The organism is Mucilaginibacter lacusdianchii (assembly GCF_009770985.1).
Lineage (GTDB): Bacteria > Bacteroidota > Bacteroidia > Sphingobacteriales > Sphingobacteriaceae > Mucilaginibacter > Mucilaginibacter lacusdianchii.
Map to the genome: position 1 here is coordinate 1,175,299 of NZ_WSRW01000001.1, position 20,380 is coordinate 1,195,678.

At 40.3% G+C, this 20,380-nt stretch carries 19 protein-coding genes; 13 read left to right on the forward strand and 6 right to left on the reverse strand.

The genetic code is table 11. The features are described 5' to 3' along the window. Window positions 1-78 precede the first annotated feature (78 nt). Window positions 79-1,104 carry a LacI family DNA-binding transcriptional regulator gene (locus tag GPM24_RS05285; RefSeq protein WP_158825677.1) on the reverse strand — a complete coding sequence of 342 codons (1,026 nt, stop codon included), beginning with the start codon at window positions 1,102-1,104 and terminating at the stop codon, window positions 79-81. A 224-nt stretch (window positions 1,105-1,328) separates the two neighbouring features. On the opposite strand from GPM24_RS05285, the gene GPM24_RS05290 reads away from it, so the two are divergent. From GPM24_RS05290 to GPM24_RS05300, 3 genes are all read left to right on the forward strand, one after another. Next, a complete protein-coding gene (locus tag GPM24_RS05290; protein ID WP_158825678.1) occupies window positions 1,329-2,663 on the forward strand; it encodes an APC family permease in 1,335 nt (444 codons plus the stop codon). Continuing rightward, entirely contained in the window at window positions 2,660-3,820 is a 1,161-nt protein-coding gene (locus tag GPM24_RS05295; RefSeq protein WP_158825679.1) for a trans-sulfuration enzyme family protein, read from the forward strand. The genes GPM24_RS05290 and GPM24_RS05295 overlap by 4 nt, the downstream gene beginning before the upstream one ends. 94 nt (window positions 3,821-3,914) lie before the next feature. Then, window positions 3,915-5,438, forward strand: coding sequence for a GH3 family acyl-acid amido synthetase (locus GPM24_RS05300; protein ID WP_158825680.1), 1,524 nt, complete (start codon window positions 3,915-3,917; stop codon window positions 5,436-5,438). Here GPM24_RS05300 and GPM24_RS05305 read toward each other — a convergent pair. Continuing rightward, window positions 5,435-6,124 carry a hypothetical protein gene (locus tag GPM24_RS05305; RefSeq protein ID WP_199269688.1) on the reverse strand — a complete coding sequence of 230 codons (690 nt, stop codon included), beginning with the start codon at window positions 6,122-6,124 and terminating at the stop codon, window positions 5,435-5,437. The genes GPM24_RS05300 and GPM24_RS05305 overlap by 4 nt on opposite strands. A gap of 48 nt (window positions 6,125-6,172) precedes the next feature. After that, window positions 6,173-6,757, reverse strand: a complete 585-nt coding sequence (locus tag GPM24_RS05310; protein WP_158825681.1) for an arylesterase — start codon at window positions 6,755-6,757, stop codon at window positions 6,173-6,175. A gap of 815 nt (window positions 6,758-7,572) precedes the next feature. On the opposite strand from GPM24_RS05310, the gene GPM24_RS05315 reads away from it, so the two are divergent. Genes GPM24_RS05315 through GPM24_RS05335 form a run of 5 tightly spaced genes read left to right on the forward strand, consistent with a single transcriptional unit; the run spans window position 7,573 to window position 13,388 of the window. Next, window positions 7,573-8,499 (forward strand): Hachiman antiphage defense system protein HamA, encoded by a 927-nt coding sequence (locus tag GPM24_RS05315; protein ID WP_158825682.1) that lies wholly within the window; start codon window positions 7,573-7,575, stop codon window positions 8,497-8,499. Window positions 8,500-8,501: 2 nt separating this feature from the next. Next, window positions 8,502-11,183, forward strand: a complete 2,682-nt coding sequence (locus GPM24_RS05320) for a DEAD/DEAH box helicase (protein WP_158825683.1) — start codon at window positions 8,502-8,504, stop codon at window positions 11,181-11,183. 11 nt (window positions 11,184-11,194) lie between these two features. Then, window positions 11,195-11,914 carry a hypothetical protein gene (locus GPM24_RS05325; RefSeq protein WP_158825684.1) on the forward strand — a complete coding sequence of 240 codons (720 nt, stop codon included), beginning with the start codon at window positions 11,195-11,197 and terminating at the stop codon, window positions 11,912-11,914. After that, entirely contained in the window at window positions 11,914-12,606 is a 693-nt protein-coding gene (locus tag GPM24_RS05330; protein ID WP_158825685.1) for a hypothetical protein, read from the forward strand. The genes GPM24_RS05325 and GPM24_RS05330 overlap by 1 nt, the downstream gene beginning before the upstream one ends. Further along, window positions 12,603-13,388 (forward strand): GIY-YIG nuclease family protein, encoded by a 786-nt coding sequence (locus GPM24_RS05335; protein ID WP_158825686.1) that lies wholly within the window; start codon window positions 12,603-12,605, stop codon window positions 13,386-13,388. The genes GPM24_RS05330 and GPM24_RS05335 overlap by 4 nt, the downstream gene beginning before the upstream one ends. A 135-nt stretch (window positions 13,389-13,523) precedes the next feature. Here GPM24_RS05335 and GPM24_RS05340 read toward each other — a convergent pair whose 3' ends face one another. From GPM24_RS05340 to GPM24_RS05350, 3 genes are all read right to left on the reverse strand, one after another. Next, entirely contained in the window at window positions 13,524-14,969 is a 1,446-nt protein-coding gene (locus GPM24_RS05340) for a hypothetical protein (protein WP_158825687.1), read from the reverse strand. A gap of 197 nt (window positions 14,970-15,166) precedes the next feature. Further along, window positions 15,167-16,501, reverse strand: a complete 1,335-nt coding sequence (locus tag GPM24_RS05345; RefSeq protein ID WP_158825688.1) for a hypothetical protein — start codon at window positions 16,499-16,501, stop codon at window positions 15,167-15,169. Next, window positions 16,485-17,570 (reverse strand): HEPN domain-containing protein, encoded by a 1,086-nt coding sequence (locus GPM24_RS05350; protein ID WP_158825689.1) that lies wholly within the window; start codon window positions 17,568-17,570, stop codon window positions 16,485-16,487. Before GPM24_RS05350 ends, GPM24_RS05345 begins: the two co-directional genes overlap by 17 nt. Window positions 17,571-17,687: 117 nt before the next feature. Between GPM24_RS05350 and GPM24_RS05355 the strand changes: the two genes are divergently transcribed. The 5 genes from GPM24_RS05355 to GPM24_RS05375 all read left to right on the forward strand — a co-directional run bounded on the left by GPM24_RS05355 (window position 17,688) and on the right by GPM24_RS05375 (window position 20,379). Further along, window positions 17,688-18,092 carry a helix-turn-helix domain-containing protein gene (locus GPM24_RS05355; RefSeq protein ID WP_158825690.1) on the forward strand — a complete coding sequence of 135 codons (405 nt, stop codon included), beginning with the start codon at window positions 17,688-17,690 and terminating at the stop codon, window positions 18,090-18,092. Window positions 18,093-18,142: 50 nt separating this feature from the next. Beyond that, window positions 18,143-18,352, forward strand: a complete 210-nt coding sequence (locus GPM24_RS05360; RefSeq protein ID WP_158825691.1) for a hypothetical protein — start codon at window positions 18,143-18,145, stop codon at window positions 18,350-18,352. A gap of 216 nt (window positions 18,353-18,568) precedes the next feature. Then, complete coding sequence (locus tag GPM24_RS05365; protein ID WP_158825692.1) at window positions 18,569-18,718, forward strand: hypothetical protein; 150 nt, start codon at window positions 18,569-18,571, stop codon at window positions 18,716-18,718. Window positions 18,719-18,940: 222 nt separating this feature from the next. Next, window positions 18,941-19,243 (forward strand): hypothetical protein, encoded by a 303-nt coding sequence (locus GPM24_RS05370; RefSeq protein ID WP_158825693.1) that lies wholly within the window; start codon window positions 18,941-18,943, stop codon window positions 19,241-19,243. A gap of 14 nt (window positions 19,244-19,257) precedes the next feature. Then, window positions 19,258-20,379, forward strand: coding sequence for a hypothetical protein (locus tag GPM24_RS05375; RefSeq protein WP_158825694.1), 1,122 nt, complete (start codon window positions 19,258-19,260; stop codon window positions 20,377-20,379). The last annotated feature ends 1 nt before the right edge of the window (window position 20,380 follow it).

The following is a 20,380-nucleotide window of genomic DNA, read 5'->3' on the forward strand; positions in this document are numbered from 1 at the left end:
AAAACGTTTTACTTAGTTTTTTGTAACATAACTGTGAGGGAATCGTATTTTTAATCCCATCCAATAAAATCATGAAACTTATTCCATCGAAGTCACAGACCCTCTTTTTATAAACTCTGCCGGTATTTGCATCTTCATATCTGCTACAGCAAACTTATCATCATTTAATTGTGATAATAGTACGTCTATAGCTGATTTAGCTATCTCATAAGTTGGCTGTCTGACGGAGGTAATTCCGGGAGGATATAATTCCAGCAATTCATTGTCATCAAAACTAATCACCGCTACATCTGCCGGTATAGAAAGATTTAACTGGTTGATACTTTGCAAACCTATTGCACCTAAATAATTAGTGCAAAAAAATACGGCGTCAATTTTCTTTTCCTGTTGTAAAAAAGCTTTTATGGCTTCAACGGCCTCTTGCTTTTCTACACCGAAAGGTAATTTACAAACCAGTTCCTCATTTTCCTTTAAACCGGCATTCTTTAAAGCATCTTTATATCCTTGCGTACGATCTTGTAACTGTACCAAATCTAAATCGGGTGCAACAAAAGCAATATGTTTATACCCTGAGCTGATTAAAAACTGAATGGCTTGGTATACGCTATTATAATTATCAACCAAAACATGCGGAATTTGCATGTCGGGAAAATAACCATCAATTAATACTACGGGCTTTCCATTAGCTATTAATTTTTGTATGTCTTTTTCCAAACCTTTCATTGGCGTAATTAAATATCCGTCTACCAATTGGTTAGAAAGCATCTTAATTACATTTTTACCTTTTTGTATGCTGTTATTTGTACTACCATAAATAACGCCGTACCCGGCTTTTTCGGCCTCCTGCTCAATTACTTTAGCCATCGCTCCAAAAAAAGGTCCGCCTATTGATTCTACAATCAAACCTATAACCTTTGATACACCGGTGCGTAACCCAACCGCCATCCGGTTAGGTTCATAACCGTTCTTAGTTGCAATATCCAGTATCTTTTTTTTTACTTCGCTGCTGATACGCCCCTTGCCATTAAGCACCAACGATACCGTTGTGATAGAAGTATCCGTAAGTTTTGCAATATCTTTGATGGACATCTTTTTTTGCATCATGGCGGCTTGGAGAATATACTGGGTAAATGTCTTTTATGTAGTTATTGGATGAGATCAGGCACTCAAAATTAAGTATTTTGACCGGATGCCGGGTTGCTTACACCGTTTACGACAAAATCTATTGCAATTTGGTAAAACCTTTTAATTTATTAGGTTATTTTTTTTGCAACTTTTTAATTACTTTGAACCTTTCCTAATCTAATTAAAAACTGGCTAACTTACACATGGGCGTATTTCCTAAGCTTAACCGTTTTGATTTATCAATGATTGTTATCAGCTTGGTTGTAGGCATGGGCATTTTTGCAACACCTGCCGAAGTTGCTTCGAGCTTAAACAGCCCGCTTTTATATTTTGGCGCTTGGCTTTTTGGCGGAGCCATAAGTTTATGCGGCGCGCTCACCTTTGCCGAAATTGGCGGGCGTTATCCAACTACCGGCGGTTTTTACAGGGCTTTTTCCTACTGCTTTCACCCTGCAATTGCGTTTATGATTAATTGGGTATTGGTTATCAGCAATGCAGCATCAGTTGCAGCGGTTGCCTTACTGGGCGCAGACTATATTGCACCTATAATTATGCCGTTGAGTTTACAAAACCAAACAGGCATTCGTATCGTGTCGCTTTCGGCTGTGCTTATATTGTATGTTATAAACCTTTTGGGTATCAGCATGAGCGCCAAAACGCAAAATGTACTTACACTTTTTAAAATAGGCATCATATTAATCATTTGCACTGCAGTTTTTAAACAGCCGGCAGTACCACACTATTTGATTGCCCATGCATCAACAAACAACATACAAGGCTGGGGCGCAAGTTTGATAGCAGTATTTTTTACCTACGGTGGCTACCAGCAAACCATCAATTTTGGAGGTGATTGTATAAACGCAAAAGAGAATATACCTAAGGCCATTTTTAGGGGTATGTTAGTCGTTATCTGTTTGTACATGCTCATTAATTATGCCTATTACGCCTCTTTAGGCTTAAACGGCATGCAACACCAGCCAGCCTTAGCCGCCACCCTGGCCGGTGTAGTTTTTGGCTCAACAGGTTATATACTGGTTTCTTTGCTTATGTTTATTTCTGTGCTGGCTTTTATTAATGTAAATATTTTGGCCAACCCCCGAATATATTATGCCATGGCTGATGACGGGATATTACCCCAAAAGTTTAAAAATATTAATCCCAAAACCCAAGTACAGCAATTTGGCCTCAGCTTTTTTGTAGCCGCAGTTTTAATTATTCTGTGCTTTGTAAACTCTTTTGAAAAAATGATAGCCTATGTAATGTTTTTTGATACCATAGGGCTTTCTACAGCTGCACTTTCTATATTTATATTACGAAAAAAAACCAAGCATCTTGATGGTACCGGCATCTATACCATAAAGTGGTATCCGCTTATCCCCCTAATTTTTATTATTACTTACTGGTCTGTTACCTTATTTATATTCATCAAAAACCCAATGGCGGCCTCGGTATGCCTTGGTGCATTTGCTTTGGGTTTGTTGATATACTACATTACTAAACGCAATCAAAATACTGACACAACCTTAAATCAACCATGAACCTATCCTTTATACTAAACGAATTAGGCGAAGACAGAGAAAACTACTTCAATGCAATTTCGCCGCCTATTGTGCAATCCAGCAATTTTGCGTTTGAAACTGTTGATAACTTGAGACACGCACTGGCTGATGAATTTGAGGCTACCTTGTATTCAAGAGGGCAAAACCCTACGCTAAATATTTTAAGAAAAAAGCTGGCTGCATTAGATGGTGCCGAAGATGCTTTACTGTTCAACAGCGGCATAGCTGCCGTAAGTGTAACTGCAATTGCATTACTCAAAGCCGGTGATCATGTAATTGCTATTGAAAATAGTTATGGCTGGACAGAAAGATTATTTAAACACCTTTTACACAAGTTTGGCGTAACCACAACCTTTGTAAAAGGTACTGACTATCGCGATTTTGAAAATGCAGCACAAACAAATACACGCCTTATTTATTTAGAAAGCCCCAGCACGCTTACCTACCAGCTACAAGATATTCAAGAAGTTACCGCTTTTGCCAAAAAGCATGGCATCATCACCATGATTGATAATAGCTATTGCACACCTTTATTTCAGCAACCCATAGCGCTGGGTGTTGATCTGGTGGTACAATCTGCTACCAAATACATCGGCGGCCACTCAGACGTGATGGCCGGCGTAGTTACCGGCAGCCGACAAATGCTGAAGAAAATTTTTGAAAATGAATTCATGAACTTAGGTCCGGCGTTATCTCCACATGCAGCCTGGCTTTTATTGAGAGGCTTAAGAACACTGCCACTACGACTAAACCGCAGTTTTGAAAGTGCTAAAATCATTACACAATGGCTTGCAGCACACAGTGCCGTGAAAGAAGTGCTGTGGCCGTTCAGCAACACATTTGCACAAACCGATCTGGCCCAGAAACAAATGCAAGGCAGCGGCGGCTTATTCAGTTTTTGCCTTAAAGATTCTACTTTTGAAAAAATTGAAAATTTTTGCAATAGCTTACAGCACATATTACTGGCGGTATCATGGGGTGGACATGAAAGTTTAGTTTGCCCGGCTATTGCTTCTGTTGCTGCTGCAAATTATGAGGTAAAAAATCCGCTTCATCAATACATCAGGGTATATATAGGCCTCGAAGATCCGCAGTATTTAATTGACGACTTTAAGCAAGCTTTAGAAAAGGCATAACCTGCCGTTAAATCAGCATCATGAAGCTTTTATCAATAGCCTAAATCATTTTTAAACAAAATGTTGTTATGCTATCATTTAATGATGAAATAACATGGCCATTATTGGTGAACTGCTTAAAACTGCAATTGAATTTACTGACCGGTTTGTAAAAAACCCCAACCCTATCCAGGCACAGCAAGAGGTGTTGCACCATTTGCTTACCAAAGCAAAAGATACCGCCTTTGGCAAGCACTATAACTTTGATAGCATTTTAAACAGCGCAGATATATACAAAGCCTTTGCTGATACCGTACCATTGTTTGATTATGACCAGCTGCATGACGAGTGGTGGCACCGTGTAGTAGAAGGTGAAAACGATATTACCTGGCCCGGCCCCACCCATTACCTGGCCCTAAGCAGCGGCACCACCAGCCACAGCAAAACCATACCGGTAAGCGATGACATGCTCGAGGCTATTCGGCGGTCGGGCATGCAGCAGGTAGCAGCACTGGCACACTTTGATTTACCGGCCAACTTTTATGGTAAGGAAATTTTAATGCTGGGCAGCAGTACAGCACTAAAAGACATAAACGGCCATTTAGCGGGCGAAATCAGCGGCATTAGCGCCAGCAACATTCCGCGGTGGTTTGAGGGCTATTACCGTCCGGGCAAAGAAATAGCCAGCATTGTTGATTTTGACGAACGTATTAAAGAGATAGCTAAACAAGCGCCGAATTGGGATATTGGCGGCCTATCGGGTATACCTGCCTGGATTGAGCTGATGCTGAAAGAGGTGATACGCTACCACAAATTGAACAACATTCACGAGATTTGGCCCAACCTTACCGTTTATACCAGCGGCGGCGTAGCGTTCGAACCTTATAAAAAGAGCCTCGAGAAGTTATTAGCTTATCCGCTTATTTATATCGATACCTATCTGGCATCCGAAGGTTTTTTGGCGATGCAAAAACGGCCAGACACGTCGGCTATGGCACTGGTGGTAGATAACGGTATATTCTTTGAATTTGTACCCTTTGATGAGCAATATATTGACGAAGATGGCGGTGTAATACCGGGCGCTAAAGTAATTACGCTGGCCGAGGTGGAAGAAAATAAAGAGTATGTACTGCTTATTTCTACCGTATCGGGCGCATGGCGCTATACCATTGGCGATACGGTGATGTTTACCGATAAAAGCCGATATGAAATTAAAATAAGTGGACGTACGAAGCAGTTTTTAAACGTAGCCGGCTCACAACTATCCGTTATTCAAATGAACGCGGGCATTCAGGAAATGGAGCACCGCTTTAATGTGGCAATACATGAATTTATTGTGTCTACCATTCACCGGGGCGACGAGCTGATAGACCGCTGGTACATCAGCGCAGATAAAGACGTAGATAAAAAAGAATTGGCCCAGGCGCTTGACCAGTACCTGAAAGACAATAATAAAAATTATGCTGTAGCCCGCACCCGCGCCTTAAAAGATGTAGAGGTAGAACCTGTACCGGTAGAATACTTTTATAAATGGAGCGAAGAAACCAAAAAGAAAGGCGGCCAGGTAAAAATTCCACGAGTAATGAAAGAAGAACAGTTTTTGGAATGGGAAGCATTTTTAAGTCGATGCCGTAGCTAACGGGCAACAACGGTATCAGCTTTTAGCTTTTTGACCAGATCCATAATTTGCTGCGGCGACAGGTATAAGCGCTTGATCCGGTCTTTATAAGACTGCGGCAAATCGGCCGAGTGCATGATAAAGTTCTTGGTGACAATCAGGTACTCGGCCATTCCATGTTCAACCGCATAGCTGTCAGCGCTTTTTTCAGCATTCATCAGGTACTTGTCTGATGTGATATAACGTATACCAAACCACGCCATCTGGAAGTTATCGCGGTGAGTGTAATCGGTAATATGACCCAACTCGTGACCAAACCAACCAATCAACACTTTTTTTGGCGCATCCTGAATAGGTATCGAATGATGCGTAGTGGTAAACCGAGGGTTAATTTTTATGACGTACGTCCTGTTTTTTTGACCTCTGAAAAAGCTACTTACAACCGGCTGTGATAGCATGACCGATTTACTGGTATTAGGGTCAAATACAAAATCAATAGGTGTTTCCTTTAGTTCAGGATAAAAGCTTAAGGCAGCCATTATTTCCTTTTGCACCACCACCGGGATGGTTTTATGGTGATAAAAAACATTTTGAGGGTTTGATCCGGCTATATCGGCAGGCTTAGCCGAAAAGTAAACTACCGCAAAAACAAATACAGAGGTAAAAATTAGTGTAAGCAGTATCACCCAAACGTATCTTCTTTTCATATTTACAACAACGATCTGGCAAATAAATAGTTCGGCGTTAATCCTCGCTTATGGCTGATGCGTTTCTTCGACCATTAACTGGTGTAATACCGGCCAAACACGGTCGGCTATAATTTTGTAACCTGCCGCCGAGGGATGCACTCCGTCGGCCAAATTTAAATGCGCCTGCCCGGCTACGCCCTCCAGAAAAAAAGGAACAAAAGCCATTTTATTCCGCTGCGCTATCGTTCTGAATAAACTGACAAACTCTTGCGCCATCCGGCCGAGTAAGCCGCCTAATTGCAATGGCAGTTCCATCCCCATCAAAGCCATTTTTACATGCGGATGTTTGATTTTTACTTTGCTGATAATGGCCTGCAAGTTAGCAGCCGTTGCCTGCGGTGATATGCCCCGCAATATATCATTAATACCTAGTTCCAATACAAAAACACTGATAGGTTGCTCCAGCAGCCGGTCAACCCGCGATAAGCCGCCTACTGTAGTATCGCCACTGATACCGGCATTGATAACCCTATATGGCAGATTAACTGCATTGATTTTTTGTTGAATTAGGGCTGGGAAAGACTCTTCAGATACATTTTTTAAACCGTAACCAGCCGTAAGGCTGTCGCCTAAAAATAACACGTTATGCATAGGGCATTAACACTAGTAACAAAGAGAGGTTTTATACCACTTTGCAGGTGTAAGGCAAATAGGCTTTTAAGTGTAATATTAATTAGCAAAACTATGGTGGTACGGCCAGAGCATTTAGCCAAAACTTTTACCTAAACTGAATAGTGAAAGAGGAGTTTTTAGTCGGGATGGCAGGACGACTGCGTTAATCCCTAAGCCTTTAATAATAAAATAGTTATATCAACAGCCAGCATCAACGGGCACCTAATCAGGCACCTTTATTATGCGCTAATTTATTGCCATTTGATGGCTGTTCTTGTTAAATGATAGTCAATGAACTTGTTTTACAAATATAATAAATGAGCTTAGACTAATAACAATGGAATATAATATAAATCTATTTGAATTCGACTTTGCAACATAAGTCTTCTGTGTTTTTAAAGTGTGTTGACATATATTAATTCCGTTTCCCTTTAGTGCTGCGTTAAGCTTCCTTCCCATAAAGCTATTGAAACCAGCATGCAAAACAGAAAGACAATAATCCATTTAACTGGTAAAGTTTACCAGTTAAGATTTTAGCCAGTAATCTGTCAATCTGTTATATGAGGTCAGGACAACCTTAAAGTATAAATTACAGAACAATATTTTGCGAGGTATGGCCGGGAAAAAAGTACATGGCGAAAAGTATGTGGGGCTTCGTCTCGATCGACAATAGGTTATAGATCGAAATTCAGGTTTTCTGAAATATATTTGTTCGATATTATTTCATTCAAATAATTATAATCCAATATATTTACTCTTTCAGTTTAACCTAACCTTCAAGCTCTTAACAATTAATGTTTTCAGAAGACTGGTCCACACATATCAAAATCGATCGCCAGTTGATTAAAGATCAACTGGAAGAGCAGTTTATTGAAATCGATCATAAAATCACTTTACGCTTTTATACGATAAAACCTTCGGGTACACAGTTGCTCGTGAATGGAATATGCGAAGTTTTGCACCGCTCATTGGCTTATTTTGTTTATGGGTCGGCTGAAATCGAGAAAGATCCGGTTTGGGCAGGAGCTAATGCCGGGCAACGTTTCGGCTTTAAAGATCCGCAAACTGATGGTAAATATGGCGAATTATTGCTTTTCGTGTTGGTAGAAAGCGTTTTGGGTTGTAAGATGGTTGCCCATAAGCTATCTTCTTTGAGTAATTTTAATGACCAGGTTAAGGGAGGCGATGGAGTTTTTGTTGGAAACTATGAAATTGATGGCAAATCACTTCCAGCTTTTTTGATCGGTGAATCCAAAGTAATTGGTGGTTTAGCAGCTGGCTTAACGGATGCCTTCAAGTCATTAGCTCGGTTTTATAATGAGGATGGTGGCCCTAAATTCTTAGATCAGGAATTAATTGTCGCGCAACAATTTATCAGTACGACACATCATTCGATTGATGAACTTTATAATCGACTAACGCCAACCAAGTCGGAATTTCATGAGCAGATCTTAATCCATCCTGTGATGATTATGTACAGCAGTGCTTACGATAAATTAGAATTAGCGGCCGCATCGCCAGCTGAACTATCCGCTGCTATTCGTAGAAGACTTCAGGGAAACGAGAAAAAATACTTGGGGAAGGTACAGGCCTATTACAAGAAACATCCAAATATCGGGAAGGTGTATTTGGACTTTTTTGTTATACCCTGCCGGTCAGTCGATGAGTTTCGTGATGCAATGTATCAGCGAATTCACCACGCCCCTTTTCAAAGGAGTTAATCATGGAGGGTAACGAGGAACTGTTGAACGAAATTACGCTACACCCGGTTTTGAACCAGGTGATCGATGATCTGACCTACAATCAATTTTTTTACCGTGTATTAGGACAGCCTCAAAAGCCAATTACATTCGAAGATCTGCGCAAAGCGATTTGGTTGGCATCCATTTTAGCGCAAAGCCGGCACGATGATCAGCGGAATAAAGCGCAACTAATCTCCTCGCTTATCTATTTGAATAATGCTGATAGTTTGGATTATATGCGAGTGGCTTATGTCCTGTTTTCGCGGCTCGGTAACTTAACGGGTGCCAAGTTACTACGCAACAATCAATTCAATTTGGGTTCGAGCATGCTTTCTGTTGATCGCCCAACTAATGTATTTGATCCAGCTTTAACGATGGAAATGGAGATTGAGCGATTTGATAGTTCTATATTAACAAGTGATAATTTGATCGCAGCAACGCGTTTTCAACGTTTGTTATGGGATAAACTACAAGCAAGCAACCGCCTGGTCATTTCAGGACCAACTTCTTCTGGTAAGTCATTTGTTATCAAAAAGTTCATCAGTGCCGAGTTGGCCTCCATGGAGGAATATTCGGCCGTTTATATTGTACCATCCCGTGCGCTCATCAATCAGGTGAGTGAAGACCTGCGTAATGAGATTGATTTGAGCACGGTGTCGATAAAAACCGTTTTTATCCAGGATGATGATGTGGAGATACCGCGCCGTGAGATTTTTATTCTAACACCGGAGCGATGTCTACGCTTGTTAAAAATGCGTTGGCGGGCTGATTTTAAGATCGATTTTATATTCGTCGACGAAATCCAGAATGTTGAAGATACGCAGGGTCGAGGTTCCTTATTCGAGTTTGTTTTTAATGAACTGGCGGTGCTTTTTCCACATGCTAAAGTGGTTGCAGCTGGCCCGAATATTGATGCGCCAGCCGCACTTTACGGCTCGGTTTTTGGCCCGAATGCACAAAGTGTGGAAACAACGGTTTCACCGGTATTCCAGATCAAAACAACCGTTAAACCTTTAAAATACAATTTAGAAGTTTCCATCAGCAGCACACTAAATAGACACCAAACCCGAACGATTGCCACGACATCTAATTTTGCGGAGCGGTTCCGCAAAAATGTCGGAGACGGGTTACAAGGGTTGATCAGTTTGTGCAGCAAAGAGGGTGATCAAAATATTATTTATTGCCCGAAAGGTAACTTGGCCATGGATTGGGCTAAATTGTTTGCAGCATCCCGAACTAAACCCGAAGATATAGACTTAGGCTTGCGGGAATTGATTGAATTTGTAGAGGACGAAGTTCATCCGCTTTATCAATTGATCCCATGTCTTTATAAGCAAACAGCTTTTCACAATGGTAACCTGCCCGATATTATCCGCAAAGAAATCGAGGATTGCTTTTTGGACGGCTCCATCAAAAACCTGTTTTGTACCACTACTCTATTACAAGGCGTAAATTTGCCGGCCAATAACCTTTTCATTCCCGACCCCCATAAGCGCAATATTAAATTAAGCCCTTTTGATTTTGGCAACTTAATTGGCCGCGCTGGACGCATAAAAGATTCGCTTTATGGGACAATCTATTGTATCGAGCGTAGTGAAAACGAATGGTCCCACGGATTATATCACTCGCCTGCCAAGAAGGTGGTGAAAACAGCGGGCGAGCTCGCGCTGGAAAAACCAGATGAATTATTATTTGAAATCAATCGCGAGACGGCCACAATCAGTCATAAGCAGCAGCGCAGCGCGGCCATATTTTTTTTGCAAAAATATTTGCGCGGCCCAAAGGAATTAACCGACTATTTAATAGCGAAAAATTTAAGCCAACCTGAAATTGAACGTCTGGAGACCGCTTTGCAAAAGCAGACGGCTGGCATTGAAATACCTAGTGAGTTGCTTAAATTAAACCCGACAATTGATCCTCTGCTTCAAGATGAGTTATTCCGGCAAACCAAAAAGGATGGTGTTGAACAATGGGCGATTTATTCAGCGGCAGAAAACAAAAACTTCTATGATTACATGGAGCCGGAAGATAAGGCGCTTTGGCCTTATTCGCAATGGACTTTCTATTTGCAGCTGGAAAGTGTAATCGTCAGATTGAACGAGATTTTTAAGATGACCGGTGAATCTTATTGGAAATATGGTATTGGCATAAGCTCTCGCCAGCTGGCCTTAAATGCTTATCATTGGCTGCAAAATAAAAGCATGCATGAGATCATCGAGCGGGATCTCGAATTTCATAAAACACACCATATACCCGAAGAACGCATTGACCCCAGCGATCCTAAAGATGTGAATAAGCGCATCGGTATCGTCATCAAAACCAATTCTGTGGTAGTCACCCATATTTTAGTGAAATACCTGAAGCTGTTGAACGATTTGTTAGAGCCGCAAATGAGTGATGAGTTAAAAGAACGTTTCAAATTTTCGCTCGCCCTACCAACTATGCTGGAGTTAGGCACTACACAAACTGTTGTGATCGCTCTGATCTCTCGCGGCGTATCGAGAAGTATTGCACTGAAAGTATTTGCTGAATATGAAAAAGAGCGGCATCCCGATGGTGAAGACGTTTTTACTTGGCTAGCGACCAAGGAGCGCCTACCCTTGAAGCCTGTTTATAACCGTTATTTAAAACGCATGCGATTGCTTCGCTTAAGAAAGGACTAACAAAATCATTAATGAATCTTGATCTCTATAAAGATGTAAGCTGGAATGGGTCCAGTTTCTGGCATGGCACGTCTACAATTTTTTTTGAGACCATTCGCCAAACCGGCTTGGGAACGATCAGCCCGGCAAAAGATTATAAATTGCTGGAAATGCTAGCATTTTTATATAGCAACATTCAAGAGAATAACATTTGGCACCCAGTGTTAGATAATAATTGCGCTTCCATCGAAGCCACTATTGCGCAAGGTGATATGGTGCATGAGGGGCGTTTGTTAAATTACCGGCACGACGGTTCTTATGTTTCAACAAGTCCGTTGCGCGCCGCCTATTATGCTTGTTTAAATATGGTGGGCAGTGAGTTACTCGAAAAATGTTTGATCTTATTAAGCGTGTTGATCAATGCAGGTAGTGACCCAAAGTTTCCCGAGGGCTTAGATGTGATGCGTATTAGGCAACATTTGGAAAAACCGGCAAAACCGATCATGATTGAAGTGTTGTCTGTGCCAGATGAAGCGCTTTTGCTAGAAGATGGCAGAGATGCAGCAGGCATACTCAAACAAATGCGCGAAGCATTTCCAAAGCTTTCTCCGCAAGAACAATTCGAACAATTGCAATTTTGCAATTTTTGTATTGTTGAACCAATACCGACTCAATATCTGCGATTTTATAATGTTGATTTTAGTGGCAGTCCAAAAAGCAGGGATTTTGAATATTATTTAACACGAATCTAATGGATATCGATAAAATCATCGCCCAAAATGCCTACAAACAACCGGATTGGGACCACCAGTTGGATGAGTACCTGCAAATGCAATTTGATTCGGGCAGCATCAACAAAGAAAAAAAGGAGCATATCTTTTTCCAAAGCAACGAGTTGCTAATGGACATCGCAGCGAACTTCTTTAGTTATGGTAATTTTAAGGATAAATGGGATACATCCAAATGCCAATCGAATTTTGCAGGACAAGTGTTATTATTGAAATCCGAAAAAATGGATTTGACCTTTTATTGGGGGACTAATGAAGAAAATTTTTATTTGGAAACCTACATCTACCATGCGCAAAATATACGCTTCATGACTGATGAGTTTTGGTCAATGATATTGGAATTGAAAAAATACGGCAAATATGAGTTTTCTCCGATGGGCCGCGTGAAAGCGACAGAAAAACCTTACTTCGAAAATAAAACTAGTACTGTATTTCAAATATTACGAACCTTTATGTTATACCAGGTGGAGAAAATGAACCAAAGCAATTTTGGGCAGTCGGAATTTATGGAGTTAGGCCAATTTACGATTAAATGGCCCTTTCATACAGATTGGGATACCTTACTAGAGCAAGCCTGTAAATCCTTTAAATTACTTTACATGCTCAACTACAAACTTTGGAAGATCAGTGATTTGGCAAACAAAATTAAAAAATGAGCGAGGAAATTGACGACAGATTTTACAAATGTTGTTTCAGGTTATCCCAAGAAGACATCGAGGCATTTAATGCAAATGATAACGGCCCGATCAACAATGTAATGGCGGGGTTGGACAAACATTGCTTCGGCGTAAAGTTAGAGAAAGACATAAAAGGTCTTATCGTCAGCATGTTTTTTATCGATGGGCGTAAAGAACTAAATGGCGACCTCATTGAACTAAGAATTGGCAACCAAGATTACTATGGCTTGTTGCTACGGTTCTGCGTCCTGATCGCACGTGATTACGATGACATTGATCCAGTTGATGCCTTTAATACTTATCAAAAGAAGTTAAGAGGTTTTTTAGAAAAGGATGGTTATTTTACCGTCACAAATTTTGAATTGGAACCGTTTACTGGTAAAGAAGCCATAATGTTTGCACCAACTAAGAAAGGAATCGTCAAAATTGACTTCATCGATAAAGTAACCTTTTACCGTGACTTCTTCCAAAATAATCATCAAATCCCCTCCGACTATTCGGCTTTTGTTTACCTAATGATCAATACCGATTCTTCACTGTTTAAAATTGGTTTCAGTAGAGATCCCACTTATCGGGAACGTACTTTACATTCGAAAGAGCCGTGTGTTTATTTAGTCGCCAAATGGCCCTGTCATAAGGCTGTAGAAAAAGAACTTCACCAGTTATATAAAGGCAAGCGCGTTCGCGGTGAATGGTTTAGTCTGAAATTCAAAGATCTCACAGAAATCGAAAACTTCATGAACCAGATTGTTGCGCAATGAAACGTATCACCAGAATTAAACTTAAGAATTTTTAAAGGTTCGACACTTTTAATTTTCCATTCAAACCCGATTTAGCATTTACTAAGTGTCGATAATGAGGTAGGTAAGAGTTTAATTTTAAGCATTTTAAAAAATTTAAACTGCCGGTTTAAGGAAATAATTATCAAGTGCTTCCTTGAGTTTTTTGTTCCCCATATCTTTTACCTTTTGCCGTATCTCTTTCGGGCCAAAATAACTTATTTTATTTTTTCGGTAAGTAGAAACTGCGTCGTCCAAAACATCGGTCGCATCAGCGTCAAAGCCGCCAGTTGACCAGTATTCAAATTCTAAACGCTTCTTTTTATAAATTTCCTGCTTTTCTACCCAAGCTCTGAATGCGGGTATAGCGCGCTTCAGCCAATCTTCAACGTCGTCTTCCTCAACTTGGGACTTCTTACCCTTACATTCTGCAATTACAATCCGGTCGCTGTAAACTGCTAATACATCCATTTCATGCTTAGTTCCGGACTCATCCAGTATTTCCCTGCCAATTTCCATGTTTTGGCAATCTATTACATGAATATGGCCTACCGCGTATTCAAAAAGCGTACCGCGAATATTACCTAAAAGCCCTTCATTATAGACTTTCAGTTGCTTGATCAAATCCAAATATTTTTCAGGATCGGCTTTTAAACTGGCGGCGGCGTTATTTAAAATCGTCAATAGCTCTTTGAGCGTTTCGGCATATTTTGCTCCGAACAATTCGCCAATGAAGCCTACAATGATCCCTTTTTGTTTCAGTAACTCCAATGCTTCTTTATCCATGTCATCTACAATAAGAAATGGTAACAAGCGTGGCGCCTTCTTAAAACTTTTGATGTGCTCTAATTTGGCGATAAAAAAAAGAACATCTTGCTTGTAAATAGGTACACCAAGCAAAATATCAGCGAGTAAGTAGCCAAAATTATTTTCGTTGTTACGCAGCCCAATTACTGGCGATAATCCTTTAAAACACCAATTGAACTTACCATATTCAGCGAATAGCTCCCCGCTGTTGTAGCTGATCAACCCGGTATTTTTAGTGATGCTGTGAAAACTATCCAGTACATAAGCCTTCACAGTTTCCAGTGCTTTGTTCATCATCCCGTTTCGTGGGCCTGCCTGAAGTTTTGGCGAGAGTATATAGTCGTCGCCGTTAAATATCACGATGTTTTGAGAAACAAACTTTTGCATCACGATCTTAAAGGGCAAATGGCCCTTTAAAGGTATAACTGGATAATTGGTGTAACTTGTCAGATATTGCTGACTAATGATACCTTGATGTAGTTGCAGGGCATTTAACGTATACCAATATTTCAATCCATGCTCATACATTAGCTTTGCCAAAATCGGGTACACCAGATCTTCATCGGCATGTTCTTGCAAATAGATTAATGACTGATTGCTTTTGAAAAAACCCTTTATCCTAAGCACCTCCTTTGCTCTCGAAATATTTTGACTGGCCGTATTAATACTCATATCACCAGATTTTGCTAGCAGCTGAGCCAGCTCGCTGCTAATTAGCGGCCCCTTAATTTTCAAAAGTCGTTCAATGGTTGTCATATCACACTATATATAAAAAACTCGTTAGAGTTTTTGCAATACAATTTTTTTTAAATTTTTCGGCGTTTCCTTTGGTTTTAAGCAGTTTTAATTTTTAAAAATAAGATTTTTTGCTGTCATATCAGTTTTTGTACATTATGATTGTCTAACAGGATTTTATTATGTCACAACGTTTTTTATACGAATACCGCTATGCATCAAAGACATATAGCATTATAAACATAGACCACTTTCTTTCTGAGCTTTAATGGTTTGAAAACAATTGAATAAAACTCACTTATTCCTTTAAGGTATTTATCCTCAAATTCTTTAAAGTGCTGCCTTAAGATAGTCAGCCGGTTATTGCTTTCCTGTAGCTGCTCCAGCAGGTCATTATTTAGCACTGAGGGCAACAGATAGTAGTGATAGCCTGAACGCTGACTTACAAAGAAACGCGGCGTTTGATTAGTAAGCGTTAGTTCCTTGCCTTGCTTATCAGTAATCAACGCTTCCAGCATAAAATGATCTGAATACTCTGTCAGCAGAAAGCTTAAAGTCACTGGAGTATTGGCAATTACACAATCCACCATGCAACTTTTAGTTGGTTTGTATTTTTTGATCGAGCTTAACATGCGGAAATTCACATACAAAAACTCCTCCGCGCTTAATCTAAAGGCCATTGCTTTGTGCCATAGCCCCAGCATCTCCTTTTTACGCTCCTGTCTTTGCTGCGCCGTTTGCCTGACGTCTTCCACCGGCGCTTCCATATCCCACATTTGCTTGCAAATGGCATTTAATTCTAACTGTACTGGTGTCAGTGAAATACTATCTGGTAACTGATGGTGGATTAAAAACTGCTTAAAAGAAACAATACACTCGCCTGCCTTATCCGTGGTGCCCCAAAAGGGCACCAGTACTGGCAAAGCCGAACGGTATTGCCTGCCCCGGCTAATGATGCAATATCCAAGTACGTCGCGTTTGGAATCTATGGGGAGGGCTGCTGCTATTCTGCCGTTACCGTTTTCCTTCTCCAGTTGAGGTAAAGCAAAATGCTCAAATCCTGCTTCTGGTCGGTAGATGCTGCCAAATTCCTTTTGTGGCTTAATAGAGATATAGTACTCTTTGACAGTTACCTCTAAATACCTCTCCTTTCCTCTCTCAGTGGTACTGATGCCCGGCCAGTAAAACTGTTTCAGGTCAACCGATTCATCGTGGTGACCAATTAAGTAACGCAATCCAAGGTAAGCATGCTTGCAGAGTTTCCTGCTCGGCATACCGCAATCGCAACTCACTTCCAGTTCGCCTGGGCTTACATGAAAGAGTATAAAATAGTCCTTGGGGTCATTTTTTATATGTACCCTGAGTTTGGCCACCTCCCTTTCGAAGCTGATATGACGCGCGTAAGTGCCCATCATGCGCCGGTACCCTACCGGCACCTCGCCAAAATGATCATCCAGTGTCTGGCGTAACAGTGTAAACTTTTGCTCCAAGGGCAGGACGTAAAAGAAGGTATCACCCGGAATAACCTCCTGTACTTTAGCTGGCTTCTTCATGAAATAAAGATTGAAGTGAAACGCCTGTATTAATTGTAGATGTCTCCTGCCTATTGGGATAGTGCTGCTTACAAAGTTCTTGAGCCTTTGCAAGCAAGCTTTCTACCTTACTTGATATTTCTTCGACTTGATGGTCGGTAACGGAAAAATCATCCTTATAGCGAGATGCTACATAAGCCTCCTCCAGTAACGCAGTCAATTTTTGCCCTTCTTCAGTATCAGCCAGCAGGCAATGATTTAAATGAGGCGCTACCACTTGCATGGGCTTTTGCAGTGTCCTGATGGAGTGATTGCGAATCTCCAGGTCATACAGTCCCCTAAGCAGGGCACGGTATGTCAATTCTGCTACCTGGTGCAGCATAAAAAACGTGATGGCATTACCGCTGTCTTCGGGTTCACCGAAATGATTGCGGGCGCATTCCATAAAACTTTCAGCTTTTTGTAAGCCGCTTTCTAAATGATGCTTAGCCGCTTGCAGACTTAGATAAAACTGTTCCCCGTCAATTTTAGGTGCTGCATATTTACCATCGTTGTATATGAGGTTATCCGGCAAACAGTACCTTGAGTAAAAGACATGCCCTTCACTGGTGAGCTGATTCAAATAGCAGTATTGCAATACGGAACAGGTGAGCCGTTCATCACCAAGCTTGACCAGTTCCATCAGCGGTTCAAAATCCTTAACCTTACTCGTCCTGTTATCCGGAACAATAATGATTAAGTGTATGTAGCTTTGTTCACTGTCTGCCGCATCGGAATGATGCAGAATACAGTAAACTTTAGTTGGCTGGATTAAGGTGATTAATAGCTTGATGAGTTCTTCCCGATTATAGCAAGGAAAATTTACTATCGGTAAAGGCATGAACTTAACGTCTGGTGCCTGCTTTTCTTCTTTCGCAAGTGCTCCGATGGCCGTATAGTTAGATGCCATCTGCCTGATGTCTTCCAAGGTCGGTTTGTCTGCATGATTGAGCCAGAACTGGAACTGGTCTTCTAAAAATTGAATGATGCTGCGGGGCTGCTGATTTGCCGGGGCTGCTTTTAAGGGCGTGTTTGAGTGGCTGGTTTCCATAACTTTGTTGCTTTTCTCAAAGCTTGCAGTCAGGCTGCCTGTAGCGAACCAAATCCCTTTGTATTTTACAAAACGGCGCTTGTTTCGTACTTTTACGTAAATTCATACTTTTGAGCAATGGAAGACACTACCTTACACATCGGCAGAAAGATCGGACGCATCCGCGAAATGAAAGGCATCAAGCAGGAAGCCCTGGCCATTGAACTGGGTGTAAGCCAGCAAACCGTGTCTAACATTGAAAAGAGCTCTAAAGTAGAAGATGAAGTGCTGGAAAAGATTGCCAAAGCTTTAGGCGTTACCGGCGATGCCATCCGTAATTTTAGCGAAGAAGCTGTGACTAACTATTTTAATACTTTCAATGACAGCAGCGTTAATCAGGGTGCCGTTGGTTCGAATAACTTTAATTGTACATTCAATCCCTTGGACAAGCTTTTAGAAATCATCGAAGAAAATAAGAAGCTTTACGAACGCTTACTAGATAGTGAGCGGGAGAAAGTGGAAATGCTAAAAAAAAAGATCTAGCTCCATTCATCACGCTGGCCGATAAAACCTATAGTGGCCGTTTGCAAGCCATGGTCAGGGAGATTCCACCGCTAAACGAAAAGTACGATTCCTATTTTGACCTGCATGGCATTGAAGATATCGGTGACCTGTTCGACGTTATCCAAGTACACAACAGTCCTGACATCACCGGCAAGCTAATTTGGAAAGGGAATCATGATTTGCCTACAGAACTTATCAGGGATATTACCCAGCTCTTCAACCGCTATTTTGTGGATTAAACCATTGTAGGTACTTACCCTACCATCCTTTGCGCACAGTGCGGGCTTTGCACTGCTTAAACAGCCAAGAACCCAGAGCGGCGAAGGTGTCAAGGGCAGGCTACCGCTGAAAATCAAATAACTGCTGCCTACTTGCTATACCCTTGATGGCTTTGCTGCGGTGTTACCTTTGTGGTAGCAGTGCACTGCTTGGCTTTTTTGCAGCTAAAGGCAGGTATGTTACAAGCGCAGCGCGTTTCATTCCTGCATGGGCAGCGAGGCTGGCGGCGCAATGGAACCCGCCGCATAGCGCGTGGTGCAATGGAGCCGCCTGCCGAAGCTTGTCCTATCAAATATTGCGTATATTTGATAGCAACATTGTTTTGAATAAAAGATTCTCTATCTTTGCGCGCTTCAAATTCTTCCAAAGAAAATGTAGTTCATTGCTATTCAAATAACATTTATATTATTGAATCTTAAATACTTACAGTATCTTCCACAAGCAATTATAAAATTTTTAAGAAATCTTTTTTAATATAAATTTTTCTTATAATTGAACATTATCCAATTTCTTTCGTTAAATTTATAAATATCCTTAATCAATATTACATGCTTAGATCTCATAACATACAGGATGTTGAGGTAGATTTTTTCCTTTCTTTTTTAGATCATGCGATTAAAGGAGAAGCAAAATATAGAGATTTAGTTGCTCCTATCATCTTAGATGTAGCGCAACTTGCAAAAGGAGAGAAAGAAATTTATCAATTAGACCGAGTAGGGCTTAACGTTAAAGTAATTCTTTTAAATACAGCTTCTGACATTCTAAAAGAGGTTACAGAAACCAATTTAGATACCTATTTAGAAGCACTAAATAGTGTAATAAACAGTAGCAGGCAAACTGTATTTGCATAAGTTTATTATTTTTGATGAGTTATAATCCGCAACTTAACCTTCATTTATCCCAAGGAGAGATATTTCTAGACAAATCAAAAAACAATAATTATTCTGATGTTGCGAAAAAACAGTATCAGAATAAATTATTTGATGTTTTTAGTAAAATAAAAAGCTCTATCGTTGATAATCTTGATCAAACGGTGATATTCGAAAAGCAAGAGCATTTAAACTTCATTTTCAGAAGTTTAGAATTCTTGAAAGATAGTACTTTAAATTCTATTCCATTTGAGGTTGTAAGTTGCCTAAATATGGCTATGAATGATTGGGTGGATGGTAATGATTATATCATAGTTACAAGTCTTAACAATAATGTACATGCATATAGTTACGACCCTTCCTTGGCTTTTGAAGATTTGTTATATAAATCCATCGAGGCTAATTATGGGGTAGTATTTGAAAAGAAGCTAGTGCAAATCAATCTACCACTGATTCTATCAAGAGATTACTTTTCCTCAGTTGTATTGTACCATGAACTTGGGCACTTCGTTGACCTTCGCTATGGCATTTCACAAAAAATTGCTCTCTTTTTATTAGGTCAATCGCAAAGTGAATGGGATAAATACAACAAATATTTGCCGATACCACAAAACGTTCAGTATCAGTCTGTTCTTGAAAGTCATATTGCTGAATATTTTTGCGATATTTTTGCATCACAGTACATTGGGACGACGTCCAATCTATACTTAAAATATCTCACAAAAAACTCCTCAAGTGTCTCATATACACATCCCTCAACTACAAACAGAATCCAAGCGGTAGATGACTTCATTTCAAATACATCCAACCCTATTGTAGATAAAATCAAAGAATATACTTTACAAATTTCCAATAGAGAGTTAAAAACACGATTTACAAACCTTACTTCTGAAGATTTTTACAATTTCATTCCGGTTGAGGCAAATTCGGCAGAAGATGTACATGGAATATTCCAGTATGCTTGGAATATATGGCTTAATGGAACAGATGACTTTGTGAACAAATCGAAGGTCAAATCTGGATTATCAAGTGATAGGGTATATAAAATCTTAAACAATCTAATTGAAAAGTCAATTGGAAATTATTTCATATGTTTAGACTGGAAGTCGACAATATAAA

Coding starts and splice junctions, on each gene's coding strand:
- GPM24_RS05285 (WP_158825677.1), bottom strand. CDS start 1,104: ATGATGCAAAAAAAGATGTCCATCAAAGATATTGCAAAACTTACGGAT.
- GPM24_RS05290 (WP_158825678.1), top strand. CDS start 1,329: ATGGGCGTATTTCCTAAGCTTAACCGTTTTGATTTATCAATGATTGTT.
- GPM24_RS05295 (WP_158825679.1), top strand. CDS start 2,660: ATGAACCTATCCTTTATACTAAACGAATTAGGCGAAGACAGAGAAAAC.
- GPM24_RS05300 (WP_158825680.1), top strand. CDS start 3,915: ATGGCCATTATTGGTGAACTGCTTAAAACTGCAATTGAATTTACTGAC.
- GPM24_RS05305 (WP_199269688.1), bottom strand. CDS start 6,124: ATGAAAAGAAGATACGTTTGGGTGATACTGCTTACACTAATTTTTACC.
- GPM24_RS05310 (WP_158825681.1), bottom strand. CDS start 6,757: ATGCATAACGTGTTATTTTTAGGCGACAGCCTTACGGCTGGTTACGGT.
- GPM24_RS05315 (WP_158825682.1), top strand. CDS start 7,573: ATGTTTTCAGAAGACTGGTCCACACATATCAAAATCGATCGCCAGTTG.
- GPM24_RS05320 (WP_158825683.1), top strand. CDS start 8,502: ATGGAGGGTAACGAGGAACTGTTGAACGAAATTACGCTACACCCGGTT.
- GPM24_RS05325 (WP_158825684.1), top strand. CDS start 11,195: ATGAATCTTGATCTCTATAAAGATGTAAGCTGGAATGGGTCCAGTTTC.
- GPM24_RS05330 (WP_158825685.1), top strand. CDS start 11,914: ATGGATATCGATAAAATCATCGCCCAAAATGCCTACAAACAACCGGAT.
- GPM24_RS05335 (WP_158825686.1), top strand. CDS start 12,603: ATGAGCGAGGAAATTGACGACAGATTTTACAAATGTTGTTTCAGGTTA.
- GPM24_RS05340 (WP_158825687.1), bottom strand. CDS start 14,969: ATGACAACCATTGAACGACTTTTGAAAATTAAGGGGCCGCTAATTAGC.
- GPM24_RS05345 (WP_158825688.1), bottom strand. CDS start 16,501: ATGAAGAAGCCAGCTAAAGTACAGGAGGTTATTCCGGGTGATACCTTC.
- GPM24_RS05350 (WP_158825689.1), bottom strand. CDS start 17,570: ATGGAAACCAGCCACTCAAACACGCCCTTAAAAGCAGCCCCGGCAAAT.
- GPM24_RS05355 (WP_158825690.1), top strand. CDS start 17,688: ATGGAAGACACTACCTTACACATCGGCAGAAAGATCGGACGCATCCGC.
- GPM24_RS05360 (WP_158825691.1), top strand. CDS start 18,143: ATGGTCAGGGAGATTCCACCGCTAAACGAAAAGTACGATTCCTATTTT.
- GPM24_RS05365 (WP_158825692.1), top strand. CDS start 18,569: ATGTTACAAGCGCAGCGCGTTTCATTCCTGCATGGGCAGCGAGGCTGG.
- GPM24_RS05370 (WP_158825693.1), top strand. CDS start 18,941: ATGCTTAGATCTCATAACATACAGGATGTTGAGGTAGATTTTTTCCTT.
- GPM24_RS05375 (WP_158825694.1), top strand. CDS start 19,258: ATGAGTTATAATCCGCAACTTAACCTTCATTTATCCCAAGGAGAGATA.